The sequence below is a fragment of the Shewanella sp. A32 genome (genome assembly GCF_029167175.1).
Taxonomy (GTDB): Bacteria; Pseudomonadota; Gammaproteobacteria; order Enterobacterales; family Shewanellaceae; genus Shewanella; species Shewanella yunxiaonensis.
The window spans coordinates 1-25,635 of the sequence record NZ_JARFTS010000022.1 but is presented as its reverse complement, the minus strand read 5'-3'; the positions used below and the strand labels follow the sequence as shown (position 1 = coordinate 25,635).

Annotated in this window: 24 protein-coding genes; 14 read left to right on the top strand and 10 right to left on the bottom strand. The window is 49.1% G+C overall.

Annotation, left to right across the window (positions count from 1 at the left end; translation table 11 throughout):
* The first annotated feature begins 61 nt into the window (after positions 1 to 61).
* The gene (locus PY479_RS14090; protein ID WP_228730446.1) at positions 62 to 403 is read left to right on the top strand and encodes an FKBP-type peptidyl-prolyl cis-trans isomerase; all 342 of its coding nucleotides are present in this window, start codon (positions 62 to 64) and stop codon (positions 401 to 403) included.
* Positions 404 to 446: 43 nt separating this feature from the next.
* On the opposite strand, the gene PY479_RS14085 is transcribed toward PY479_RS14090, so the two are convergent.
* Both PY479_RS14085 and ppk1 read right to left on the bottom strand, forming a co-directional pair.
* Positions 447 to 1,895 carry an exopolyphosphatase gene (locus PY479_RS14085; RefSeq protein ID WP_275484175.1) on the bottom strand — a complete coding sequence of 483 codons (1,449 nt, stop codon included), beginning with the start codon at positions 1,893 to 1,895 and terminating at the stop codon, positions 447 to 449.
* A 51-nt stretch (positions 1,896 to 1,946) separates the two neighbouring features.
* The gene (gene ppk1 / locus PY479_RS14080) at positions 1,947 to 4,055 is read right to left on the bottom strand and encodes a polyphosphate kinase 1 (protein WP_275484159.1); all 2,109 of its coding nucleotides are present in this window, start codon (positions 4,053 to 4,055) and stop codon (positions 1,947 to 1,949) included.
* A gap of 292 nt (positions 4,056 to 4,347) precedes the next feature.
* On the opposite strand from ppk1, the gene PY479_RS14075 reads away from it, so the two are divergent.
* The 7 genes from PY479_RS14075 (at position 4,348) to PY479_RS14045 (ending at position 9,681) form a co-directional block, all read left to right on the top strand.
* A complete protein-coding gene (locus tag PY479_RS14075) occupies positions 4,348 to 4,836 on the top strand; it encodes a CreA family protein (RefSeq protein ID WP_275484158.1) in 489 nt (162 codons plus the stop codon).
* Positions 4,837 to 4,916: 80 nt separating this feature from the next.
* Positions 4,917 to 5,849, top strand: a complete 933-nt coding sequence (locus tag PY479_RS14070; protein ID WP_275484157.1) for a DMT family transporter — start codon at positions 4,917 to 4,919, stop codon at positions 5,847 to 5,849.
* Positions 5,850 to 6,071: 222 nt separating this feature from the next.
* Positions 6,072 to 6,842, top strand: a complete 771-nt coding sequence (locus tag PY479_RS14065; protein WP_212596226.1) for a DUF4198 domain-containing protein — start codon at positions 6,072 to 6,074, stop codon at positions 6,840 to 6,842.
* A 12-nt stretch (positions 6,843 to 6,854) separates the two neighbouring features.
* Positions 6,855 to 7,514 (top strand): cobalt transporter CbiM, encoded by a 660-nt coding sequence (gene cbiM, locus PY479_RS14060; protein WP_275484156.1) that lies wholly within the window; start codon positions 6,855 to 6,857, stop codon positions 7,512 to 7,514.
* On the top strand, positions 7,501 to 8,106 hold the full coding sequence (locus tag PY479_RS14055; protein WP_275484155.1) for a hypothetical protein: 606 nt from the start codon (positions 7,501 to 7,503) through the stop codon (positions 8,104 to 8,106). The genes cbiM and PY479_RS14055 overlap by 14 nt, the downstream gene beginning before the upstream one ends.
* On the top strand, positions 8,103 to 8,873 hold the full coding sequence (cbiQ, locus tag PY479_RS14050) for a cobalt ECF transporter T component CbiQ (RefSeq protein WP_275484154.1): 771 nt from the start codon (positions 8,103 to 8,105) through the stop codon (positions 8,871 to 8,873). Before PY479_RS14055 ends, cbiQ begins: the two co-directional genes overlap by 4 nt.
* Positions 8,863 to 9,681 (top strand): ABC transporter ATP-binding protein, encoded by an 819-nt coding sequence (locus PY479_RS14045; RefSeq protein WP_275484153.1) that lies wholly within the window; start codon positions 8,863 to 8,865, stop codon positions 9,679 to 9,681. Before cbiQ ends, PY479_RS14045 begins: the two co-directional genes overlap by 11 nt.
* A 55-nt stretch (positions 9,682 to 9,736) precedes the next feature.
* Here the strand turns inward: PY479_RS14045 and aguA are convergent, their stop codons facing one another.
* Together aguA and aguB are read right to left on the bottom strand one after the other, a co-directional pair.
* Positions 9,737 to 10,831: an agmatine deiminase gene (gene aguA, locus PY479_RS14040; protein WP_275484152.1), complete on the bottom strand. Its 1,095-nt coding sequence runs from the start codon at positions 10,829 to 10,831 to the stop codon at positions 9,737 to 9,739.
* 10 nt (positions 10,832 to 10,841) lie between these two features.
* Positions 10,842 to 11,726, bottom strand: a complete 885-nt coding sequence (aguB, locus tag PY479_RS14035) for an N-carbamoylputrescine amidase (RefSeq protein WP_212596232.1) — start codon at positions 11,724 to 11,726, stop codon at positions 10,842 to 10,844.
* 128 nt (positions 11,727 to 11,854) lie between these two features.
* On the opposite strand from aguB, the gene PY479_RS14030 reads away from it, so the two are divergent.
* Both PY479_RS14030 and PY479_RS14025 read left to right on the top strand, forming a co-directional pair.
* On the top strand, positions 11,855 to 12,763 hold the full coding sequence (locus tag PY479_RS14030) for a LysR family transcriptional regulator (RefSeq protein ID WP_275484151.1): 909 nt from the start codon (positions 11,855 to 11,857) through the stop codon (positions 12,761 to 12,763).
* Between the two features lie 37 nt (positions 12,764 to 12,800).
* Positions 12,801 to 13,310: a GNAT family N-acetyltransferase gene (locus tag PY479_RS14025; protein WP_228730447.1), complete on the top strand. Its 510-nt coding sequence runs from the start codon at positions 12,801 to 12,803 to the stop codon at positions 13,308 to 13,310.
* 10 nt (positions 13,311 to 13,320) lie between these two features.
* Here the strand turns inward: PY479_RS14025 and PY479_RS14020 are convergent, their stop codons facing one another.
* The 5 genes from PY479_RS14020 to PY479_RS14000 form a co-directional block, all read right to left on the bottom strand.
* Positions 13,321 to 14,481: an MFS transporter gene (locus tag PY479_RS14020; RefSeq protein WP_275484150.1), complete on the bottom strand. Its 1,161-nt coding sequence runs from the start codon at positions 14,479 to 14,481 to the stop codon at positions 13,321 to 13,323.
* 190 nt (positions 14,482 to 14,671) lie between these two features.
* Positions 14,672 to 14,992, bottom strand: coding sequence for a YdbL family protein (locus tag PY479_RS14015; protein ID WP_212596235.1), 321 nt, complete (start codon positions 14,990 to 14,992; stop codon positions 14,672 to 14,674).
* A gap of 20 nt (positions 14,993 to 15,012) precedes the next feature.
* Complete coding sequence (locus PY479_RS14010; RefSeq protein WP_212596236.1) at positions 15,013 to 15,207, bottom strand: YnbE family lipoprotein; 195 nt, start codon at positions 15,205 to 15,207, stop codon at positions 15,013 to 15,015.
* 14 nt (positions 15,208 to 15,221) lie between these two features.
* Entirely contained in the window at positions 15,222 to 18,329 is a 3,108-nt protein-coding gene (locus PY479_RS14005; RefSeq protein ID WP_275484149.1) for a YdbH domain-containing protein, read from the bottom strand.
* Between the two features lie 12 nt (positions 18,330 to 18,341).
* A complete protein-coding gene (locus PY479_RS14000) occupies positions 18,342 to 19,190 on the bottom strand; it encodes a D-hexose-6-phosphate mutarotase (RefSeq protein ID WP_275484148.1) in 849 nt (282 codons plus the stop codon).
* A 159-nt stretch (positions 19,191 to 19,349) separates the two neighbouring features.
* Here PY479_RS14000 and PY479_RS13995 point away from each other — a divergent pair, with 159 nt between their 5' ends.
* A complete protein-coding gene (locus PY479_RS13995) occupies positions 19,350 to 19,778 on the top strand; it encodes an HIT domain-containing protein (RefSeq protein WP_228730448.1) in 429 nt (142 codons plus the stop codon).
* Between the two features lie 129 nt (positions 19,779 to 19,907).
* Entirely contained in the window at positions 19,908 to 20,150 is a 243-nt protein-coding gene (locus PY479_RS13990; protein ID WP_212596239.1) for a hypothetical protein, read from the top strand.
* An 82-nt stretch (positions 20,151 to 20,232) separates the two neighbouring features.
* Here PY479_RS13990 and PY479_RS13985 read toward each other — a convergent pair whose 3' ends face one another.
* A complete protein-coding gene (locus PY479_RS13985) occupies positions 20,233 to 22,275 on the bottom strand; it encodes a bifunctional 2',3'-cyclic-nucleotide 2'-phosphodiesterase/3'-nucleotidase (protein ID WP_275484147.1) in 2,043 nt (680 codons plus the stop codon).
* 410 nt (positions 22,276 to 22,685) lie between these two features.
* Between PY479_RS13985 and PY479_RS13980 the strand changes: the two genes are divergently transcribed.
* Positions 22,686 to 24,881, top strand: coding sequence for a M3 family metallopeptidase (locus tag PY479_RS13980; RefSeq protein ID WP_275484146.1), 2,196 nt, complete (start codon positions 22,686 to 22,688; stop codon positions 24,879 to 24,881).
* A gap of 71 nt (positions 24,882 to 24,952) precedes the next feature.
* Complete coding sequence (locus PY479_RS13975) at positions 24,953 to 25,372, top strand: GFA family protein (RefSeq protein WP_275484145.1); 420 nt, start codon at positions 24,953 to 24,955, stop codon at positions 25,370 to 25,372.
* Positions 25,373 to 25,635: the final 263 nt, after the last annotated feature.

Below are 25,635 nucleotides of genomic sequence, written 5' to 3'. Positions count from 1 at the left end.
TGGCGCTAAATTTAACGCTATAATAGCGCCGTGGTAATTCAAGATATAAAGATGAGCAAAGATGATGACAGAAGTAAAAGTGGAAGAGCTAGCACTAGGACAAGGTAAAACTGCTGTAAAAGGAGCATTGATCACCGCGCATTACCGTGGTTGGCTCGAAGATGGCACCGAGTTTGACTCCTCCTATAAGCGCGGTCAGCCTTTTCAAACAGTCCTGAGCAATAAGAAAGTGATCGCCGGATGGGTAGAAGGGATCACCGGGATGCAAGCGGGGGGAAAGCGACGGCTATGGGTGCCAGCGCATCTGGCCTATGGTGAACGCCAGATGGGCAACATGATCCCGGCAAACAGCAATTTGAATTTTGAAATTGAACTGTTAGAAGTCCTGACTCGGGATGATTAGTGTTGATAATCAGAGGGATTTATATCCCTCTGATCCTCTCACATCAGGCAAAACTGAACTGAAGTTCGAAATTCACATTGGCCATCTGCTTTTGTTCCCGTTGCAGATCTTTGACAAAAAGACTGATGCGATGCTTGGGCTCTTTTAAGGCAAGTGTTAAGCCTCGTTCCGTGCAACTGACATTGCTGATGTGCACACTGCTGGCAATGCGACCAAGATTGAGCAGCACCGCCAGGCGTAATAACGAAATCAGGCGGATTGACAGCAGCTTTTCTGACGGTTCCAGTAACGTTAGACGCTCCAGATCCAGCTTTTTACGCTGATTACCAATCAATCGAGCCAGTAACTGTTGCTGCTGCTCGCCAAACCCCGGCATATCACTGTTTGCAATGATATAGGCGCCATGTTTGTGATGCGCGCGGGAGCTGATATGAATACCGGTTTCATGCAGAATTGCCGCATATTCCAGGGTATGACGATGATTTTGTAAGCCCCAGCTTTCCGCAACGCCATTAAATAGCGTGATCGCTGTATTACGGACTTTCTCCGCATGTTGATGGTCGATATGGTAAAGCTGCGCCAAGCTATCAACGGTTCGTTGGCGCACGTCACTGTAAGTGCCGATCCCCGCTAATTCATACAGCACACCTTCTCTTAGTGCGCCATTGGCAAACTCCAGCGAGATGACGGGCAACCGACGGAAAAAACTGATCAGTATTGCCAGCCCGGCTGGCAGTAGTGGTGTTCGTTTGCTATCCACATTATCCAGCTGAATTTTATTGATATGTCCCCACGCAATCAGTTTTTGTTTTAACTGTTTCAACCGCGCCATGGTAACCGTGTCATCGCCGAAAAATTGCAATAACGCTTCGCAGATGGCTTTGACACTGCCGGAACTACCGAGCGTGAGGTCCCAGTTACCCGTAAAGTATTCTTTAGAGAGTGAAGCAAACTGTTTATCTGCGGCACTGAGCGCGGCATTAAATGCTGCAGCACTGATAACGCCATCTTTAAAAAACCGCTGATTATAACTGACACAGCCGCAACGCAGACTGGACAACGAACTGGCTCGAGTGCGACTGCCTACCACAACCTCGGTGGAACCACCTCCAATATCAATTATCAGATTCCTGGCCGCTAATACTTGAGTGTGGGCAATACCGCTGTATATGAGTCGTGCTTCCTCATGACCGGATACTACTTCAATTGGGTAGGGCAGTACTTGTTGCGCAGCCTGAAGAAATGCGTCGCGATTTTTGGCAACCCTCAAGGTGTAAGTAGCAACCATGCGGACCTGCGGAATGGGTAAACTGGAAAAGCGCTGTTTGAACTCTTGCAGACAGGCAATGCCGCGGGTAATTGCGGCATCACTAAGAACATTGTCATTATCCAAGCCGTCGGCTAGCTGTACCAGTTGTTTCTCTTTATGCAGTATCTGAATACTACCGTCTTGTTCTCTGGCAATCACCAGATGAAAACTGTTGGAACCCATGTCGATGGCAACAAAGTGTTTGGCAACCTCGCTCAAATGACTCCTCTCCCGTTACGCTTTTGGTTCACTAGCGTTTTGTTGATTGATCAATTGCTGACATTTTTTTTCATAATTGACCAGATATTGGTATACCGCAATTTGCGATCTTACCTTACGCCGGTTACCGCGTTCACGGTAGGGGTTAGATTGATCTTTGTTGATGATGCGAGCCTTGGTGTTGTCACTAAACTGAATGGTCAAAATATCCATCAACATCTTTTTCAGTTGTGGATCTCGAATGGGTACGCCTACTTCAACACGATTATCAATATTACGCGCCATCCAGTCGGCAGAAGACAGGTAGAGATTATTCTGTCCTCCAGCATAAAACAGCATTACCCGGGCGTGTTCTAAAAAGCGGTCAACAATACTGATAACCGAGATATTGTCACTAATCCCCGGGATTTGAGGGATCAACGAACACATCCCACGAATAAGTAAACGAATTTTGACTCCGGCTGCAGATGCTTCATACAACTTCTGTATCAGCAGTTCATCTACCAGATTATTGAGCTTGAGTGTAATCGCTGCCTTACGTTTGGCTTTAGCACGTTTAATCTCTTCATCCATCAGCGCCATCAACTTGCTACGCGCGTTATAGGGAGAGACCAGTAGCTGGTTAAAGTCGAAACGGCGGTATGGATGTTCTATCAGCTCGAACACCTGATCGACTTCTCGGCCAATTTCCTGGTCGGCGGTAAACAGTGACATATCGGTATAGATTTTCGCCGTGCTTTCGTTGAAATTTCCTGAGCCGATATGACTGTAGATTTTTAATTCACCCTGTTCTTCACGCCCGACCATAAATAGTTTTGAGTGAATTTTCAGGCTGGGAATACCGTGATGCACTCGTACACCGGCTTCGGCCAAAACCCGGCTCCACTCAATATTGGCCTGTTCATCAAAACGCGCCCGAAGCTCAATAACTACGGTCACTTGTTTGCCATTTTTGACTGCATCGATCAGTGACTGGATCACTCGCGATTTTTTGGCCGCCCGGTAGAGACTGATTTTGATAAATTTTACTGCCGGATCGTAGGCTGCCTGCCGCACTAGCTCTGTAAAATGGGAGAATTTGTGGTAGGGATAATACAGCAGGATATCCTGTTGGCGGATCGCCTCAAAATAGTTATGGCTGCGATTGAATAGCACGCTGTCGAGGGCGGTAATTTTGGTGTTTTCCAGATATTTCCGACCAGGATTCGGAAAACCGATGAAATCTTTAAAGCTGTGGTAACGTCCACCGGGAATAATGCATTCGGTATTTGAGATGTTGAGCTGCTCAGTCAACATTGCCAACATATGTTCGGGCATGTCGCGATCATAAACTAACCGCACCGGTTCCGCTGTCAGACGTTGTTTTAACCCTTTGGTGAGTTTTTCTAGCTGGCTTTGTTCTAATTCATCGTTCAGGTCAAAGTCGGCATCACGGGTAAATTTCATCGAATACACATCCATGCTTTCGTATTCGAAAAACGGCGAGAACAGTGAATCCATACAATGACGAATTATATTATCAAGTAAAATCAAATATTTACGTGATTTTGTTTTCTCTGGGGGTAACAGTACAAAGCGTTCGACATTTTTAGTCGGCACTTCTACTAACGCATATTGCCGATGTTCTTTGGTGTAAAAGCATACCGCTAAGTAGGTGGTATCGTCGTTGATGTGTTTTACCAGATCGGAATTTTTGTGGACGATCAGTGGTGTGATATGGCGTTTAAGATGGTCTTTGAAGTAGCTTTTCAGCCATTGGCTATGAAATTCACTGAGCTGCTGTTCATTGATCAGAAAAATATTACGTCGTGCCAGCTCGCGCATCAGCTCAACATAGATCGCATCAAAGCGGTCCTGCAGCACTAATACTTTGGTCTGGATTTTTGCCATCAGGTGGCGACTGTAGTTACGACCTTCTTTGAGACTGGAAAGCAGGGTAGCGCGCCGGACTTCAGCCACTCTTACGCGGAAGAATTCGTCCATGTTATTAGAGTAAATTCCCAGAAATCGTACGCGTTCCACCAACGGCACTGAACTATCAGCAGCTTCCTGCAGTACGCGCTCATTGAATGACAACCAGGATAACTCTTTATCCAGAGAAAACTTTTCAGTGGAAGGGGACACCGCACTCTCCTTACGGGCATATTTTTTAGCACAGAACGGCTAAGTTGCATTACTGTGCTGAATTAACATATAGCAGATGTTATCTGGGAAAAGGCGTCATAAATCACAGATATGCAGCACCTAGTGAGTCCGCAGATATAAAGCTATGAGGCTAGCAATTTTTTATGAATGAAAGATGACAAATTCACTGGAAATGACATTTTTGTTGCAACAGTATGACGGCCTAAACTCGGGCGTGCAGTGTCCACAAGTCTGACGTCGGTTGGCGGTACCAATATGCAGGAATGAATCAATGAAAACGATAGTGTGTGGTGGATTATGCTTGTTAGTCGGATTGCTGACGGGCTGTGGCGATGATGTTGGCAAGGTAAGTCTCGGCTGGTTTACTACCAAGGACGTGGTTATTGACGCAATTACCGATCCTAAGATCGCTGGCGTAACCTGCCATGTGAGCCGTATAGAGGCTAATCTGAATTTGGCCGATCCTTCTGATATGAGCATTGCCTGTCGGCAAACCGGTCCGATTACTAAGGCGGATATTGCGACCATAGATAAAAGTAAGTCGGGTGAAGTGGTGTTCAGTGAATCGCTAAGTGTGCTGTTTAAAAGCCTCAAAGTAAGGCGAATTTATGACAGTGAACACCAGACGCTGCTGTATCTTTCATACTCTACCAAAGAAACCAATGGCAGCCATAAACATGCGTTGTCCAGTGTGCCGCTATGGCGTACTCAAGCGTGGGAAGAGCGCCCCCATACGGTGATGCAGCCGGATAAATCCTGAGTGGGGATTTGCAATCGTCAAAAAATGGAATAATCTGTATTTCTGATAAATCCTTACACAATTTATAATAAATGGAAGTTTTGACTAATGATAAGCCACGTTTTAAGTGGCAGATTACTGCAATTAATGCATTGCTAATCGTATTACCTCCACTGTTCTGGGCCGGTAATTTTATTGCGGCTCGTGGTATTCGTAACGACTTGCCGCCGGTGACCTTGGCTTTCTACCGTTGGATTATCGCGGTGATAGTATTATTGCCGTTTTCGATAGCCGCTTTTCGGCGAGATTGGCGCAAATATCGTGAACATCCCTGGTTGATTCTGGGGCTATCTATCACCGGCATTACTGCATTTAACACCTTAATTTATGTCGGCTTGCAAACCACCGCCGCAGCTAATGGTCTGATCATCAATGCCTGTCTTCCCTTAATGATTTTATTGCTGGGGGCATTGTTTTATGGACAACCACTGCGTTTGCGGCAGAGTTTGGGGATGTTACTTTCCTTTGGCGGAGTCCTGACGATTGTTACCCGAGGTGATCTGCATGTGCTGACCGCAATGAGTTTTGGTCATGGTGATATTTATATTCTCAGTGGCTTACTTTGCTGGGCGTTTTATACCCACTGGCTTAAGTATGTTCCCGCGGAGGTGAGCCGCGTCGGGTTGATGTCAGTACAAATGATTGTCGGTTTGGTGTTTTTAGCCCCCTTTTACGGTTGGGAAGTAGAGGGTGGCGGGGTTGCTAACTGGAATATGCATGCTTTTCTAGCGTTAGCCTATGTCGGCATCATTCCTTCGGTAATGGCATATCTGCTCTATAACGCCTGCGTTGACCGTATGGGACCTGCACCGGCCGGCATGTCTATCTACCTCATGCCGGTGTTCGGCGTGATGTTGTCAGTGTTCGTGCTGGGGGAAATGCTCCACTGGTACCAGTTGCTTGGTGTGGCACTTATTTTCTTTGGTATCTTTGTTGCGGGGATGATGCCGAAATGGCGTCGTGACAAGGTGTAGTCACGAAACTTTGATCCATCGTAAAGTAAACTCCGGGAATTTCGCGACTTTAAGGCATCAATCAGCGGGTTTGTGACTCAGGTTGTATTCTTGCAAGTTAATGCAGATACCGCGGTAGCTTATGGATGACGACAGTCATGGCTGAGTGCTATCGTGTATTACGAATTTTATTTTTGTAATATCGACGCTGCTCGTCGCCGATGCAACTTCCCGGAGTTTCTGATGTTGCGATATCTGCTATTGACGTTATCTTCCGCCATCTGTTTATGCTCGTTTAGTGCCAGTGCCCATTTTCAAGAACTGATCCCATCTCACGATATTGTTTCCACTCCGGCTGAGAGTCAGTTATCGCTATCGTTAAAATTTACCCACCCGATGTCTCGTGGTCCGTTAATGAATATGGCCACCCCATTACAATTTGGTGTCGTTGGACCTCAAGGACGTCAGAATTTGTTGGATACGCTGCAGGCTCAGCAGACGCAAGGTGTTCAGACGTTTAATGCGATTTACCAGATTAAGCGTCCTGGCGATTACCTGTTTTACCTGGAACCTGCCCCCTACTGGGAGCCAGCCGAAGGCAAAATGATTGTGCATTACACCAAAGTGGTGGTAGATGCTTTCGGAATGGAAGACAACTGGGCTGCCGAGGTCGGTTTGCCGGTGGAAATCGTGCCCTTAACGCGGCCTTTTGGATTATGGAGCGGCAATCTGTTTCAAGGCGTGGTGAAACGCCAGGGTAAGCCGGTGCCTTTTGCCGAAGTTGAAGTGGAATGGCTTAATGATGGCAGTATTACGCCGCCCTCAGATCCCTATATCACCCAGATAGTTCATGCAGATGCCAATGGTACTTTCAGTTATGTGATGCCAAAAGCGGGCTGGTGGGGGTTCGCCGCATTGTTGGACGGTAAAAAACCGATGAAAAATCCGCAAGGGAAAGAGGTGCCGGTGGAACGCGGCGGACTTATCTGGGTGTTTACCCGAGACATGAAATAGGAGCGCGTAGTCATGGCCCATATTCCTGAAGGCGTGCTATCTGCGCCAGTGTTAATTGCTGGTGCTGTAGTGACCGCAGCGTCGGTGGCTTATGCCATTCGGCAACTAGATTACGACCGCTTGCCTCAGGCCGCAGTGTTGGCAGCCTGCTTTTTTGTCGCATCCCTGGTGGCCGTTCCTGCCGGGCCCAGCAGTGTGCATCTCTTGCTCAATGGCTTGATGGGATTAATGCTGGGCTGGCTGGCAGTACCCGCACTGTTGGTCGCGTTATTGTTACAGGCAGTGTTTTTTGGCTTTGGTGGCTTGTTGGTGCTCGGCGTTAACTGCCTCGATATAGCCTTGCCAGCGCTACTCAGTTATTACCTGGTATCGCCATGGCTTAATCGGGCGCTGCTAGCGAATAACCGGCGGCAGCTGTTTATCAGTGGGATGGTCGCCGGTGCTATTGGGGTTGCTGGAACGGGTTCCTTGGTGTGCCTGGCACTGGTGCTAAGTGGTCCGCAGTATCTTGCTGCTGGCAAAGTGATCCTGCTGACTTATCTACCGCTACTGTTGGTGGAGTCGCTGATCACTGGTGCCATCGTCGGCTTTGTTGCTAAAGTCGCTCCTGAGTTGCTGCTAAAACAATTACCACAACCTTTGGTGGCGGAGGAATCCCATGCCACTCGCTAATAAATCCATAGTAATCGGGCTACTGTTGATGTTGTCTGGGGCTTGCAGCCTGCCGGCATCGGCACATCTGTTAAAGGTATTTGCATGGGCTGAAGGCCATGAGATTGTGGGCAATGCCTATTTTGCTGGTGGCATTGCGGCTGGTGGCGCGCATATAAAGGTGTTTGACCAACAGCATCAGTTGGTGGCTGAAGTTAGTCCCGATCAAAAAGGTGATTTTCGGGTGAAAGTGCCGGGTGCAGAGGACTATAGTATCGTGGCCGACACTGAAGATGGTCATGTGGCACACTGGGAGATAAAAGCCGCTGAAGTTGCTGCACCTGCCGTGGCCTCTGCAACTGTGGCAGAACCTAAGGTTGCCGATAACGCCGTGACTAACAGCCCCGCGGTGCCGACAACCGCTGCCATTGATAAAGCCCAACTTGAGCAGCTAGTACAAACGGCTGTCGCCCAAGAAGTTGGTCCGTTACGGATGGAACTGCAGCAGTATGCTGATCGGCTAAGATTGTCGGATCTGCTTGGCGGCATCGGCTTTATCTTCGGTCTTACTGGTAGCGCCTTATGGTGGCGCAGCCGTAAACTGCAACAATGAATAGTTTCTCTCTACAACATCAGGCACTGGAGCCCGACTGGTTTTCGGTGCTGGATCCCCGCAGTCGGCTGTTAGCCGCAGTGTTTTTTACGTTGGTTTCCCTGTGTTTATCCGCCGTACCGCCATTGATTTTAATGTTGGCATTGGCGCTGTTACTCACAACGTTACTTGGGTGTCAGTGGCGGCTGATCCTCAAGCGCCTGTTGGCATTTGAAGGCTTTATGGTACTGGTGTTGTTGTTTTTACCTTTTAACGTCGCGGGTGAGCGCTGGTTTTCCGTGGGGGGGATGGACGCGAGCTATCAGGGCGTAACTCAAGCGCTGGTGATCCTGCTGCGTGGTAACGCAGTCGTGCTGGCGCTACTCGCGCTTGTCGGGTCGATGGAGCCGGTAAAACTTGGTTATGCGTTGGCGGGCCTGGGATTACCAGAAAAGCTAGTACAGCTGTTTATGATGACAGTGCGCTATATCGGCGTGTTATTTGATGAGCACCAACGGTTACGTACTGCCATGAAGGCTCGCGGTTTTGTGGCTGGCAGTAACTGGCATACCTGGCGCAGCTATGGGCATCTACTGGGCATGTTGCTGGTGCGCAGTATGGAACGGGCGCAGCGGATCAGTGGTGCCATGCGTTGCCGCGGGTTTAACGGCAAGTTTCATTTATTGACGCCAGTACAGTGGTGTTTGCGAGATACCGCAGCCCTCACCATTGCCATCTTGCTATTTTTAATGCCGCTAATTTGGCAGTGGGGGCAATATGGCTTTTGAGCATATCGACCAACAGGATAAGCGCATGACTGATACTCCGCAGACGGCATTACTCAAAGTTGCCGGATTGGGTTTTGCCTATGGTGCTAAGCCGGTTTTCAGTGAAGTAAATTTTGAATTACAGAGCGGTGACCGGTTGGCGTTAATCGGTGCCAACGGTGCCGGAAAATCAACGCTGCTGCGGGTGTTAGTGGGTTTAGCCAAGCCCAACAGCGGCAGTATCACGGCTTTCGGTCAGCACTGTGTCGGAGAAGACAGTTTCCAGCGGGTGCGACAGCGAATGGGCTTGCTGTTTCAAGATTCTGACGATCAATTATTTTGTCCGACAGTGTTGGAAGACGTTGCCTTTGGGCCATTAAATCAGGGATTAGCTGCTGAGCTGGCGGTTGCTAAAGCGCATCAGACGTTAGCGTCATTGGGCATGGCCCAGTTTGCCGAGCGGATAACGTATCGGCTCTCGGGCGGTGAAAAACGCATGGTGGCACTGGCCACTGTGCTGGCGATGTCACCGGAAATACTACTGCTGGATGAGCCTACAAATGGTCTGGATGCTGATGCCGAAGAACGTTTGTTACAGCACTTACAGGCATTACCGCAGGCGATGGTGATTGTTTCCCATGACCGAGCCGTACTGGAACGGCTGGCAAATCGCGCGGTGATCCTGCAATCGGGACAACTGGATGATGCGGTGATGCATCGGCATCCACATCATCATGCCCATGAACATCTGCATATACATCCTTCCTCCGAAGTGCAAGCGGGCAAGCATGGTGATGCCGAACATCATTCAACAAGCGTGAATACATAAAAACAAGCCAGTCTCGCACGATTGCAAGGCTGGCTTGTGGCTTTATATCAGCTCATCAACCCTTAGGGATCTGCTGGGTGATACAGTGGATATTGCCACCACCCAACAGAATTTCCCGTGCGGCGACACCCACCACTTCGTGTTCCGGGAAAATCTGCTGTAGTTTGGCTTTGGCAATGTCATCGGTGGCCGGATCCAGCAGCGGGAACACTATCCGCTGGTTACTGATAAGGAAGTTCACATAAGAACCGGCCAAACGATCACCGGCTTCTCGTGGCACCCCTGAGCCTTTGGCAACCCCCGCCGCTTCCTGCTCACTGCAATACAACGGACCAGGTTGTGGCAATTTATGGATCGTCAGTTTGCGTCCTTTGGCATCCACCGCATTTTTCAGGACTTCATAAGCGGCTTGTGAACGCGGATACTGCGGGTCATTTTCATCCTCGCACCAGTGCAGGATCACTTCGCCGGGTCGGGCAAAACAGCACATGTTGTCGATATGACCGTCGGTTTCATCCATATAGACGCCTTGTGGCAACCAGATGAAGTGACTGACGCCAAGATATTCGGCCAGACAGGCTTCAATCTGTTGTTGGCTAAGATGCGGATTGCGGTTGGGATTCAGCAGGCATTCGGCGGTGGTCAGCAAGGTGCCTTCACCATCGACATGGATTGAGCCGCCTTCCAGGATCAGCGGTGCGGCGTAACGGTCAAAGCCGTGCTCAGCCAGCATCTGTTGTGCTACCAATTCATCCTTATCCCACGGTGCATAGAGGCCGCCATTGTCACCGCCCCAAGCATTAAAGCCCCAGTCGATGCCACGGCATTGTCCCTGACCATTGATCACGATGGTCGGACCGGTATCCCGTGCCCAGCAGTCATCGCTGGCCATTGGCACCAGTGTTACTGAAGCAGGCATAACGGCTTGTGCTTTGGACATTTCCACGTTAGGCACTGCCATAAACACCGGCGTTGCTGCACTGATGGCACTGGCAACCGCCGCAAAGGTTTGCTGAGCATAACGGCCTTCTTCGCGCCAGTTGTCGGGACGGTACGGCCAAATCATCCACACCGCTTGCTGTGGTGCCCATTCCGCGGGCATATAAAAACCGTGTTGTTGTGGTGCACCCTGTAAGGTATTACTGCTCATGGATTGTTCCTTACCAGACGTTTTCGCCATCAGAAGTCAGCAGGGTTTCGTACATCGCCGGACGTCGGTCACGGAACAACCCCCAACTGATACGCTGTTTGTCGATTTCTGTCAGGTCGAACTCATGCACCAACACACATTCGCTGGTTTTGTCAGCCTGAGCGACCAATGCGCCAGTCTGATCGGCAATGAACGAGGAACCATAGAAAGTCATTTCCAGTCCTTCAATAAATTTGCTCTTTTCAGTACCGATGCGGTTGGAGGCAATGACGGGCACTAAGTTGGCGGCGGCATGACCTTGTTGTACGCGAGTCCAGTGGGGTTGTGAGTCGATTTCCGGATAAGCCGGTTCAGATCCGATAGCCGTTGGGAAGAAAATCAGTTCGGCACCCATTAACGCCAGACTACGTGCGGTTTCCGGGAACCATTGATCCCAGCAGATGCCCACACCGATTTTGGCATAGCGAGTCTGCCACACCCTAAAGCCGGTATCACCCGGGGTGAAAAACTGTTTTTCCTGATAAGCCGGGCCATTAGGAATATGGGTTTTTCGGTACACATCCAACAGACTGCCGTCGGCATCGATAACCACCAGCGAGTTGTAATGGGCATTGCCGCGTCGTTCAAAGAATGACAGTGGCAGCACCACTTGTAGTTCTCTGGCGATATTCTGGAAATATTTGATCAGCGTGCTATCTTCCAGCGTTTGCGCCAGCGCAAAGTGTTCCGGGCTCTGGTCGATGCAGAAATAGGGGGCTTCGAACAGTTCCTGGATCAAAATGATCTGTGCGCCTTCAGCGGCGGCTTGCCGTACCAGTTTCTCGGCACGAATGACGTTCGATTCAATATCCCAGGAACAGGCCATCTGAGTGGCGGCAACTTTCACTTTTGCCATAGCAACGACTCCTTTTGGTAAGAGGGGGAAGCATTTGATGTTCCCCAGAATAGCGCAAAGTGTATGAAGTTGTTATGTATCCATCAAATGAATATTATAAATCTACTTATTCATATGATGAATTTAAGATGAAGCTGAATCAGCTGGATCTCAATCTGTTGTTGGCATTTGATGCTTTAATGTTGGAGCGTAATGTTACTCGTGCTGCAGAACGTCTATTTATCAGTCAACCCGCGATGAGTCATGCGCTGAATCGCTTGCGAACCGCCTTTAATGATCCGCTGCTGGTCCGTACCCCACAGGGAATGTTGCCAAGTCCGCGGGCAGAAACACTTTATCGTGGGGTACAACAAGCGCTAAAACTGCTCGAACAGCAGTTAAGCGAGCCGGAGCTATTTGATCCGTCCAGTTCTCAGCGGCGATTTGTTATCAGTACCACGGATTATGTCGAGTGCGTGTTAATACCTCCGCTTATTGCCCAGCTGAATCAGATAGCGCCTGGCATCAATATTGAAATTCTGATCCTGCGCGATCAGTTGCCGGAAGCCGAACTGGCGAGCGGTGATATAGACTTGGTATTGGGGTTTGACGAATACATGAAAGTGCCGCCACATCTCAGCCGTGAAACCTGGTTGACTGAACCGTTGAGTGGTTTGGTGCGCAAAGGCCATCCCAGTATTACTAGCGCCGTGGATTTGCAGCAACTGGTAACCACGCCGCATGTGTTTCACTCCCCGCTGGGAACGCGAGATTCCATTGTGGATCGGTTTTTGGCCAGGCAGGGACTAAAACGGCAAATATCGGTTAACAGTCAGAGTTATATGTCTGCGGCGGCGATTGTCAGTCAGACCGATCATCTGCTGGTATTGCCGCAGCGGGTAGCCAGTATGTTGGCAGCAAACTGGTCGTTGCAGCAAGTGCCGTTACCCGCTGCCATGCCCAGTTATCATCTTAATTGTGTCTGGCATCCAGTGCAGCAGTCGCAACCGGCATTACAATGGCTAAAAGGATTGATGCAACAGTTGGTAACGGCGTAAAGTGGCGAGCAGCCGATCACATCATAAGGGGATTATCTTGGAACTACAGCAGGGCCAGTCGTCAGCAGCATTTAAGGTGGTTTTGGCTGATTACCACCAACCTCTGCACGCGGAGGCGATTGTGGCGTTAATGCAGCATTACGCTCAAGAACCTACCGGCGGCGGCGAGGCATTACCCACCGCAGTTATCACTAATTTGGTATCCACCATGGCTAAACTGGATTATGTGTTTAGCCTGTTGATTTTTAGTGGGGAGCAACCCGTTGCACTGGCTAATTGTGTGCTTGGCTTCTCCACCTTTAAATGCGCGCCATTACTCAATATCCATGATCTGGTGGTTCACTGTGAGTGGCGCGGTTGTGGGCTCAGCCAGATGTTATTACGGGCAATAGAGCAGCAAGCCGTTCAGCGTGGTTGCTGCAAAGTGACACTGGAAGTGTTGGAAGGCAACACGGTGGCCCGTAATGCCTATCTCAAAGCGGGATTTGCACCTTATCAGTTACGGCCTGAAACTGGTTCAGCCATGTTCTGGCAAAAACTGCTGTAATCGCAACGTGTTACCGGCTGGCTTCTGATGCATGTTTTTGGCGCCAGCTAAGGCTCAGCGCCAGCAACAGGGCGATTAGCGCCAACATGGCCCCCGCCAACGGTAATTCTCTCAGCGCCGTGCCAAAGGCTAGCAATGTACCGGAAATCCACGCACCAATCGCGTTGCCGAGATTGAACGCGCTTTGGTTAAAGGCCGATGCCAGAAGTGGGGCTTTGGCTGCATGTTTCACTACCAACATCTGTAACATCGGGCCGAAGGCAAAGCCGATGATTGACCACAGGAACAATAAGGCGACGGTAATATTCAGATGTGGCAGGGCGAAATAACTCAATAGCAATACCATGATCAGACCGAGGCTTAAGCGAGTTAACCAGGGCAACATCTGTCGATCGCCTAGTTTACCTCCGCAGTAGGTACCAATCGTGAGTCCCAGACCCAGTACAAATAAAATGTAGGTGATTTGAGTCGGACTGGCGCCACTGACCTGACCGAGGATGGGGGCGACATAAGTAAACAGACAAAACAGACTGGCGTTACATAACACCGACAGCGCCAGGCCACTGATGACTTTAGGGTGCCGTAATGCTTGGACTTCATTGCGAACCGAAACTGGCTGTTGTTTTAAATTGCGGGGCAGAAAACGCCACAGACCAAACAGTGCCAGTACGCCAATTATCGCCACGGCAACGAAAGCACTACGCCAACCCAAGGCTTGCCCAATAGCCGTACCCACAGGGACCCCGAGAATATTGGCGAGTGATACGCCCATGAACACCAGTGCAATCGCTTGAGTACGTTTCTCCTCTTTCACCAGATCCGTGGCAACAATTGACGCTAGGCCAAAGAACGTGCCATGACAGAGTGACGTTAGCACTCTTGCCACCATCAACGTGCTATAGCCACTGGCGCAGGCACAACACAAGTTGCCGATGACAAACAACATCAGCAAACCAATGAGTGTTTTCTTTCGGGAGATACTGGCGGTTGCCAGGGATAAAATCGGACCGCCAATGACGACGCCAAGTGCGTAAACAGTGACTAATAATCCTGCTCTGGGAAGATCAACTTTTAAAGAGGAAGCGACTTCTGGCATCAGCCCCATAATAATAAATTCGCTGGTACCGATGGCAAAGCCTGCCAAGGTCAGCGCGATAATGGCGATGGGCATCAAGAATCCTGACAAACGCGCAAAAAAAAAGCCTCCACATACGCAGGAGGCCAAGTAAAAGCACTTCAGAGGTACGTATTTTCACGCATACTTGACAAAATCGCTCATGAATTAACGCCATGCAATTATGCTTGATTGGCATTAATGTCTTAATGTCAAAAGATGAGTGGAATGGCTCACGCTTTTGTCATTATTTTTTTACCCAATTGCCACTATTATCTTGAACCATATGACCTTTTTCAGCTTTAGCAATCACCTTAGCTGCGGCCATTTTTGCCACGTCATCAACACTAATGCCATTTTGTCGGGCAATCTTTTCATATTGTGCCTGGCGTTTGGCGTTGATATCTTTCACCAGTTCGGCAACTCCGGCACCGGGTTTAACTACAGCCAGATAGCCATTCAGTTGTTCGCCTACTAATCCTTGATCTTTGGCCTCTTGCAAGCTGATAGCAAAACTGGAAAAGCTCAGCAGCATTGCGCAGAGCAGGGTCATTATTCGGGTTGTCATCTGTCAGTTCCTTATACGGCTCAAAAGAGTTCGTCGTTAGACACCAGATCATCCAGTGCCTTATCCACTTTGATACGAATTTCATGTTCAATCTTAACGTTAAGATTGATCACTATCGGCTTATCCGGTGGCTCAATTTTTACCGTTGGGGTACAGCCGCTGAGCATGAGCCCCAGCAACAACAAACTTCCTGTTAGGTGCGGTAGACGATTCATATCCGGTTCCTGTTTCACTGCATGGATGCTTCAAGCTGCATTTGCAAGCGGTCGCCAATAGACAAACTGCGCAGCAGTTGCAGCAAATTTTCCTCATGGCTGTAGTTTAACTCAATTGGCCGTTCAACGCCTTTACCGCGGCCTTTGACTGCCATGTTAAGTTTGGCTTCGCCATCAGGTGCCATATCAAACGTGCTGGTGATTTCGCGGTAGTGCAACTCCTCTAACGTGGAAAACACAAAATCGAGATAGGGTTGGCTCTGACGCAGCTGTTGTACCGCTGGGTTGGCCCCCACCTGAATAACGCCACCCGGTGCGCGTGAGGCCAAATGGCCACCGCTCACCGACAGTTGATTATTGGTAATGGCTAACGGTAGTACACCATCAAATATGCCGGTGGCGTCAATACCCGGTTGTGGGTTGGCTTGAAGCAGTTGATGCAGATCCAGACCCAGCAACATCAGATAGGCATCAGAAGGCTGATTGAGTCGCAGTCGAAAGCGCGGCAGTGCCAACTGACCGCCGAGCATATCGGCATTGGCAGCCAATTGGATATCAGCATCATTAAACCCCGGCAGCAACCAGTTGCCAGCGCGCTGGCGTTTTTGCGCATCCAGTTCCGGTACGAATGAGAGGTCACCCTTGATGGTGACATTATCCATCAGCACGCCGGGGTTAAACGCCGCGATTTGGATAGCTAATTGCTGGCAGTTGACGGCAGCGGTTGCCGCTTGGCTGGCCGCTTTGTCCACCACAAACCGGCATCGACTGCTCGCTTGTAATCCCTCGAAAGGAAGTTGCTGATAGCTACCAGTGCCATCGACCAGTTGAGGTTGTATCGTGCCACTGAGCGTTAGCGCGGTGCCGCGTTGCCGTAAGGCAATATCAGCGGTAATTGCCGTTTTTCCTTGCAGTTGCCAGTCGGTCGATAACACCAGATTTTTAGCGGCTAATGTGCGTATATCTGCCAATGAGGCCTGCATCTGCCAATGTCCGCTGACATCATATCCTGGTGGTCCAGCGTTGGTCAGATAAGGGCGTAACTGGTGTTGGCTCGTTAATTTGAGTCGATCAAATTGCCATTGTTCTTCGCTGCTGAGCTCCTGACCATCCCATAACCACTGTGCCACCAGAGATGCTTTACTGAGGTTTAATAAGGTATCGGTTCGGCTCCCCATGCGAGTCAGATGGCGTTGGCTGACATGGATTCGTTCACTGGCAAGCGACAAATGCTGTTTGACATTCAGCGTTTGCAGCTGTGTTAACACATCGCTCTCGGTCCAATGCCATTGCTGCTGAGGCAGTCCCGGCAGTGTAATGTCCATCCTGCCCATACTTGCTTGGATGTTATCCGTGGTCATATTGACAGATTGCAGTTGTTGTTGGAGTTCGGGTAATTGTAACTGTAACCGCTCAGGTGTCAGACTGAACTGGAGTGGCGATGTTATTTGGCTATGAATACTGGCGACAGTCAGTGCCAGCTCGTCTGCGCGTTTCACCATTAATGCCTGAGATTGCACTGAGGCGTTTGGGTTAACCAACATCGACAGTGATTGATTGTTGCCATCAAGCACCAAATTTCCAGCAAAGTTAGCCTGAGTGTTTTGGCTATTGATCGCCAAATCAGACTGTTGCCAATCTATGCCCTGTGGCAGATTAAGTCGTAGCTGCCATTGTGTCTGCAATTGGAGCGCTGGCAATTGCTGGAGTAGTCGCTGCAGCTGTAATTGAAATTTATCGGTGGTTTTTACTACCACATCAACGGGCTTGGTGTCTGTCGGTGTCAAATTCAGCTGGCGCAGTTCCAACGTCAGCCAGTCATGGGCATTGGCCACTGTCGGGGTCAGCGTCACGACCGGAATTGCCAGTTGTTTATTGGCGATATCTATAGTTGCACCTTCAGCGAGGTTGAGTGTTATTCCTGCGTTGGGCTGAGTATTGGTTTGTTTGAGTGCCGCGCTTAGCTGTGACAACCGCGATTCCATGGCATTAGCGCTATTGGTCATCTGGGTCGTGCCGGTCAGGCTGTCTATCCACTGTGCTAAGGACTGTCGTTGTGTTGCTGATGTTTGTAATGCTAACCGCAGCGGGCTTAGGGCTAATCGCTGTTGGTTATCATCGGCTCTCAGGGTAGCGGCAACACTGTTGGCCGGGCATTCCGGCGTTGTTGCTTGAGGTGTCAGCTCGATAGGGCTACCAACCGTCGTTGGTAATTCAAGGGCAGGGTTTGACCAACATACGGATACCAGACTGTCACCGCGTTGTAAGCCTAACTGAATATTGGTCTGCCAGGTTCCGGTAACGCGCGGGAGCTTCTGCAGAAATGCTTCATTTAGCCATGGATAGGCAGTTTGCAATTCATTGGCGTTGCTGTCATTGGCGAGTTGCTGGAGTGCTAATAGCAGTTGTGCAGGCGCGAGTTGCAGTTGCGCTAACCAGCCATGCTGAGATGCGCCGGGAGCCGTTTTGAGTTCTGCGAACAACTCCCCGTTTAAGGCGAGTAACTGGCGCCACTGTGCCTGTTGTTGCCATTGCACTGCACTGGAAAACTTGCCATTTCTCGTTAGCTTAAGTTGTGGTAATCGGAGCTTGAAACCATTCGGCGCAGAATGGATAAACGCGATATCAGTGTCATTGAGACTGATATCAGGCAAGGTTTGCGTAATCGGGAATGTCAGGGCGCTATTATCATCAGCTGGTAGTAGCAACTTGGGTGTCAACTGCAAGTGGGCATGTTGGTAGCTCACCGACTGGAGATTTGCTAACCACCACTGCTGGCTACCAAGTGCTTCGTTTGCTTCGGGGGACCTATACCATTGCCATAGTGTTGACCAGGTAATCGGTTGTTTCAACTGTAGTTGTAATTGCTCAAACTGTAGCTGGCTGCCCCGATACTCTATCGTCAGATGGGGCAGGATAAGGGAATTCCAGTCAGGAATTTGCCAACTGAGTTCCGTTATCTGGAGCCCTTTTGCCTGCAATAACTGGTTAATGCGCGGCAGCCACCAACTTTGCTTTTGTGTCAGTAACCACCAGCCACCAGCCAGCAACATTGATAGCAGAATCAAGCAAGCTAGCATCAATGTCAGTGATCGGTAAATAATGCGCTTGTGGTTACTCATGTTGGGAACCGCTTAATCCTGCCAACTGATCTCAGTGGCAAGCACATGACGTTCTCCGGGGGCCAGCGTTACCGCATCATCCAGCACGTTAGCTGCTTCCAGGCATACCATCTGCAAGTAGTCGTCATCATGAAAACGCGATAATCGGCGCGATTTTTCAATCCAGGGATTCCACAGGATGGCTGAGCGGCTACGTTCACGTTTGACGACTATCGTGCCGTTAGGGGTTTGTAGTGTCTGTATATTCCCGAGCGCAGTGTAGACCCTGTCGGTTTCTTTATCGAATCTGACGCTGTCCTGCAGTTGATCATACGGACCTTTACCGAACTCAATATAACGAGCGCCCTTAAAGCCGCTGGCGACCAGCTGATGGATATCGCCGATAGGGAAATAACTGTGTAGTGCCTGGGTCAGCGTCACCGGATGTTGGTCCTGATTAATATTGACCAGGCTGACGCGAAGTTCATGGCTAAAGCGACAATGCAATTCTACACGGGTATGGTGCGGCCAATACACCCGATCCGCATCAGTCAGTGGCAATACAAAGCTCAATGTGACGACTTCATCCTGAACAGCGCTATTCAATCGCTGCCACATGTGATTTCTGGCAAAGCCATGCTGTGGCCAGTCTGCATCTGGATGCTGTCCAAACCATGGCCAGCAAACCGGAATGCCGCCGCGGATGCCGCTACCGGGTTGATAATCATCCGCGGACGACACCCAGAGCAAAGGTGCTTTGCCTTTAGGCGTAAAACTTTCTATTTGCGCACCTTGCAGAAATACCCTGGCATGGCATAACTCGCTGTCAATTTCGATATACTCAAGTCCGTTTGGGTGGACGCCGGTGGTAATGACCGCCATTACAACTTCCTCACTTGTGACCACATCGAACAGTGGTCGTGGTTATTACGCATAGCTTACCGACTTTTGACACATCCTTTAAGCATTTGATCTGTATAGACTGGGCAAACTACTGAAGATCTGATAAACCTGCATTCCTTGATAATGAATGGACACTCCATGATGGATTTGAATTACGACAACAATAATATCTTCGCGCGCATCATCCGCGGTGAGTTACCTTGCATTAAAGTATATGAAGACGCTGACACCTTGGCATTTATGGATATTATGCCGCAGATGCCGGGGCACCTGTTGGTGTTACCAAAGGCACCTGCCGTCACTTTGTATCAATTGCCCGATGACGCGCTGTTATCCTGTATGCAGACCATTAAAAAAGTAGGTAAGGCGTTGCAAACTGCGATGGCAGTTGAGGGCAGTACTTTGGTGCAACACAATGGTAGTTACGCTGGACAGAGTGTTCCTCACGTGCATTTTCATATCATTCCCGGTCCTCTGAAAGGCTTAAAACCCCATGCAGAAATCAGTGGTGATAAGACAGAAATTGAAGCGATTGCAGCGCGCATACGCGATTGTCTGGCTGAGTAAGGCATGTGTTAGTTCACAGAATTTCCCTTTGACCGGCAACCAACGACTTTTGTAACTAAGCAGTGCTTAATCAATAAGCAAAAGACTTTTTACAATGTGCATATCGTAAGTTGCTGGAAGGGGAGCAATATGGCACCTGTATTTAAAGTAGAACAGTCGTTACGTGAACACAGTGCGCAAGCCAGAACTATTTGGTGTGCCGAAAGTGAACGCTGTGATTACGTGGTAATGGAAGGCGACGACGAAGTCCATTTCACCGATTATGCGCAACCTGGACGTTTGCAACTGTTAAAGGCTACGGGGCCGATCCAGAGTGCGGAAGCGTTGCTGGAATTTGCTACTAACGATTATCAACAACGCTATTCTGCTTGATCGTGATGAAAAGGGGTTTTGAAGCCCCTTTTTCATCAGTGCAATAAAGTCAATATCATGGCTGACAGGTAGGTATTGGCTGCTAGTGTGTGGCGGTTAAATCTATCCGATACTCAGCAAATCCTAGGTCATTCACCGCTAATTTGGTCATGGGTCGGTGCTGTTGCAGACGGATAAAAGCATCGGCTTTTGGGCTATTCTGCGATTCAAAACGGATATCAAGCGGCACAGCGGTTTTTATGTCTTTAAAGTCCCAGTTGTAGTCAGCAGCCGGATCTACGGTTGCATCATAGCTGCCGGTGGCACTATTGAAGTGTGACTTTTCGGTGATATATGCCACTAACGCCTCACGGTTACTGTCCGGTAACTCCATCACCACATGACTGCTACCCGTGCCGCTAAATTTTCCGCCAAATGCCCGATAGTTGTTAGTGGCAACAATAAACTGCTGGTGCGCAAACGCATCACCGCTGTATCGCTTGCCCGCCGCATCCTGATAACTGAGGTCGACAATTCTGGATGCTTCTGGGTTGATTAATTGGCAATCGCGACCAAATTTGCTTGGCTGAGTCACATCAATGCGATAGCTGATGCCATCAATAATGTCGAAATTGTAGGTCGGGTGACCGTCATTGATCAGCTGTTGTGGCTTCGGACTCTGTGGATCAATCTGATTAAATTGGTTGGCAGAACATTCCAACCAATCCTTTAGTTCTGCGCCGGTAACTTTTACCGCGACCATGGTATTAGGATATAGATACAGATCTGCGGCATTTTTGTAGGACAACACGCCTTTAGGCACTTGAATGTACTGATCCGCGTCGCTGGTGGTGCTATGACGACCACCGGCTTTAAACGGCGCTGATGCTGATAATACCGGTAAGCTTTGCAGCGATTTTGGTAATTGAGTCTTCACCCTAGCGATTTGCGCGTTTGCCACCATTTGCACGGTAGGATCGTCCTGTACCTGGGCCAGGAAACTGTACATATCGGCAGAAGCGGCACCGATGGGTCGTTCCATAAACGCTTTGGTGCCAGTATCCTCGGCTGCAACCGCCTGATGGATCCGTGTTTCTGCTGTCACCAGTGGCTTTTTATGAATGCCATCATAAATAGGAACCGCTTTGGCACTGGCATTGAGAACTTTCCATTTCCCATCTTGCAACGATAGCGTGAAATCCACTTGCCCCATATTGTCGCCCCAGCGCCCAGGCATAACCGCAGGTACGCCATTCATCAGTCCCTTGTTGACATCGACGTTGGGCAGCGCACTGTAGCGTTGACTCGGAAAAATGGAGTGGCTGTGTCCGAACAGTACAGCATTCACTCCGGGGACCTGAGTAATGGCATAAACGGCATTTTCAGCCATTGGTTCTCCAGGATTTTGCGTCGACCCAATACCGGAATGGGGTATCGCAATAATGATATCTGCACCTTTTGCTTTCATTTCTGGGACAAGTCGTTTAGCCGTTTCCAAGATGCTATCGGCGCGCACTTTTCCGCGTAGATTTTGTTGGTCCCATTGCAGGATTTGTGGTGGGACAAAACCGATATAACCGATGTTGAGTGTGTGCGACTCACCATTAGTATCAGTGACTGGTGTCGGCTTGATAATGTAAGGGGTAAATAGATGCTGTCCTTGTTTAATGCCATCCCAACAGGTTGCTGCAGCACAATAGACATTGGCATTAATGTATGGGAACCGTGCGCCAGCGAGTGATTGGTGCAGGAAATCCAGCCCATAATTGAATTCATGGTTGCCGATATTGCCCACTGTATAGTCCAGCAGATTCATGGCCTTATAGACAGGGTGTACTTGACCTGGCTGTAATCCGGTATGTGCCATGTAATCGCCCATAGGGCTGCCCTGGAGTAGGTCGCCATTATCAACCAGCACCGCATTGATCGCGCTCTGTCGCGCTGCCTCAATAAGGCTGGCCGTCCGAGCCAGGCCAATGGTTGGGTCGTCATTTCCCGTGTAGTAGTTGTAATCCATGATATTGGCGTGCAGATCAGAGGTTTCCAATATCCGAAGATTGACAGTCGCAGGTGTCTGGGCAGTTTGTTGCGCACAGGCCACCAGCATGATGGCAAGTGCTGTGGTCAAAAGCGATTTTTTATACATGTTTGATATTGGTAATTTGGTCTGGGCCAACATTTTCGGCCTTTAAGGATTGTTATAGTGTGCCGTTCGAATAACGTTAACGGTAGTGTCGATGAGCAGTTGCAGCAATTTTTATGCTGATATTTTTGTAACAGAACCTGACAAGTACTTCATAACAGTACTGAAATTTTAACGGTAGTAATATTTTCATCTGTTTCGGTATCGACTTTTGACACAAGCCTCTGCGAACGGCTGATTTAAGTGCCGAGGTTGAGTGTGGCTGTAAATTCTTACAGTTCAGAGATTGTTACCACTTGGCAAAACTTGATAAGGTTGGTGCGGGAATCAATCTGGGCTGTCGTACCCGGTCACCAACGAGTGAAGCTTAATAATCATAACTAGGCGACAGCATTAAGAAAAACGGAGTCACAATGCATAAAACATTTATCGCTACTGCTATTGGTGCAGCGCTGGTTCTCAGTGCCTGTGGTGAACAGAAAACCGCAGAAACCAAACCGAATGCTTCTGAAGCAGTTAAGCAGCTAGCAGCACAGGCAAGCCAAATTTCTGGTGCAGCAAAAGATACTCAAAAGGATAAAAAGGAAGTGGGAAATGTGTTGTTAAAACCCAGTCCGCTGACTTTCCAGGCCCCACAATACGACCTGATCACCAAAGCGGATTTTATTCCGGCATTCAAGGCTGGTATCAAAGAGCATAGCGATGAAATCGCTGCGATTGAGAACAATCCTGAAGCCCCAACATTTGCAAACACTATCGTTGCGATGGAAAAAACCGGTGCCATTCTTGACCGTACATCCCGGGCGTTTTTCCAGTACTCTGGTTTGCTGGCCGACGATGAAGTGCAAAAGATCGAAGAGCAGGTTATGCCGATGCTAACTGAGCACTCCGATAATATTTACATGGATCCTAAGCTGTTTGCGCGCGTAAAAGCCGTTTACGAAGCCAAAGATAAGCTCACTGATAAAGTCGATCAGCGTCTGGTGCAGCACTATTACGATGACTTCGTCCGTGCCGGTGCGCAATTGAATGATCAGGATAAAGCGCAGTTACGTGATTTGAACGGTCAATTGTCCAAGCTGGCAACTGAATTTTCCCAGAATATTCTGAAGTCATTTAAAGATGACACTATCCTGGTGACAAACAAAGCTGAGCTGAAAGGTCTGAGCGATGATGAAATCGACGGCTTGGCGGCCGCGGCTAAGAAGGCCGGTAAAGAAGGCTATCTGATCTCGTTGGTGAACACTACTCGTCAGCCATTGTTGATGCATCTGGATAACCGCGATCTGCGTCAGAAAATCTGGGAAACCTCTGCTAACCGTGCTCAAAACACTAACGGCCCAATCGTGTTGAAGCTGGCCGAACTGCGAGCTGAAAAGGCGAAGTTGTTAGGCTATGACACTTGGGCCGATTATGTGCTGGCTAATCAGATGGCCGGTAAACCTGCTGCCGTATTCAGTATGCTGGATAACCTGGCACCGAAAGCCGTTGATAAGGCCAAGAAAGAAGCCGCAGACATTCAGCAAGAGATCAAAGCCGAAGGCGGTAATTTTGAACTGAAGCCGTGGGATTGGAACTACTACGCAGAGAAAGTACGTAAGGCTAAATACGATCTGGATGAAGCTCAAATCAAACCTTACTTTGAATTTAACCGGGTGCTGAATGACGGCTTGTTCTTCGCGATGAATAAGCTCTATGGCATTACCTTTAAACCTCGTACTGATCTGCCAGTATGGCAGGAAGATGTGAAGGTCTGGCAGGTATTTGATAAGGACGGTAGTCCTCTGGCATTGTTCTATCTGGACCCATATGCCCGTGTAGGCAAGAATGGTGGCGCCTGGATGGATGAGATTGTCACCCAAAATTACCTGTTGGATGGCAAACCTGTGGTTTATAACGCCCTCAATATTCCAAAACCAGCCGCTGGTCAGCCGACACTGTTAACCTTCGATGAAGTCGTGACTATGTTCCACGAATTTGGTCATGCAGCACATGGTATCTTCTCAAAAGTGAAATATCCTAGTCTGGCCGGTACTTCCACCGCGCGTGACTTTGTGGAATTCCCTTCACAATTTAACGAAGACTGGGCCATCAATCCTGAAGTTTTGGCAAACTACGCGAAGAACTACAAGACAGGTGAGCCGATCCCGGCTGATTTGCTGAAGAAGATCCGCGACGCTGCAACCTTTAATCAGGGTTTCAACACTGTGGAATATTTGGGCGCAGCATTGCTGGATATGGATTGGCATTCTATTAAAGCCGGTACCAAGATCACCGACGTGAATGCTTTTGAAAAAGCGTCGCTGGAAAAACATGGTATTTACTATGCGCCAATCATGCCGCGTTATCGTTCATGCTACTTTAGCCATGCATTCGCAGGGGGTTACTCTGCCGGCTATTACGCTTATCTGTGGACTGAAGTATTTGCGGCAGACGCTTTCACTTACATGAAAGATAATGGTGGCCTGACTCGTGCCAACGGCGATAAATTCCGTGAAGACGTACTGTCTAAAGGCAACAGCCAGGATTTGATGCAGGATTACATCAATTTCCGTGGTCAAAAGCCAACAATCGACGCCTTGCTGAAACGCCGTGGTCTGGTAGAGTAATTTTCCATCCGAACGGTCTAAACACCCGCCATCCGGCGGGTGTTTTTTTGGAATCGATAAAAGGAGTGTTTATGAGCGAAATCCAATACCCCATTCACGGCAGCTGCCAGTGCGGTAACGTTACCTATGAACTTTTGGCTGCTCCTAAAAAAGTGGTTGCCTGCCACTGTAAACAGTGCCAGAAGCTATCCACAAGCGCATTTAGCATCACCGCCATGGTGGATGCCAAGGATGTGGTCTTTCATGGAGAAATGAAGCGTTGGGATCGAACAGCCGACAGTGGCAACATCAACGCTGGTATGTTTTGTCCCAATTGCGGCAACCGCATATACCATTTTAATTTAGCGCATCCGGAACTGATCAAACTGAAGCCGGCAAATCTCGATGATACCCGGGTTATCCACCCCACCGTCCACTCTTGGGTGAGTGAAAAGCAGGATTGGTTCCAAATTCCTGCAGGTGTGAAACAGTTCGAGAAGCAGCCTGAATAGTTAACAGCTTTGGGTTTGTGTCGATGTTGGGAGACTGGATAAGTATTTGCGCTTAGGTGGCATGAGAAAGGATGATGCATCGCCGGATATAGACGGAGTATGGCGGTAAAAAATATTCATTTCACGCCACTCATGCGGCCGATGTTTAGCGTAAAAAGCTGGCTTTACTGAAATAAATTGTGGGTTAGTGTCCCGTCCTAAGATAGGTTGACAGTTTTTAGGCCAGCTCCCGTAGCTGGCCTTTTCTATTGTGCACCTGATTG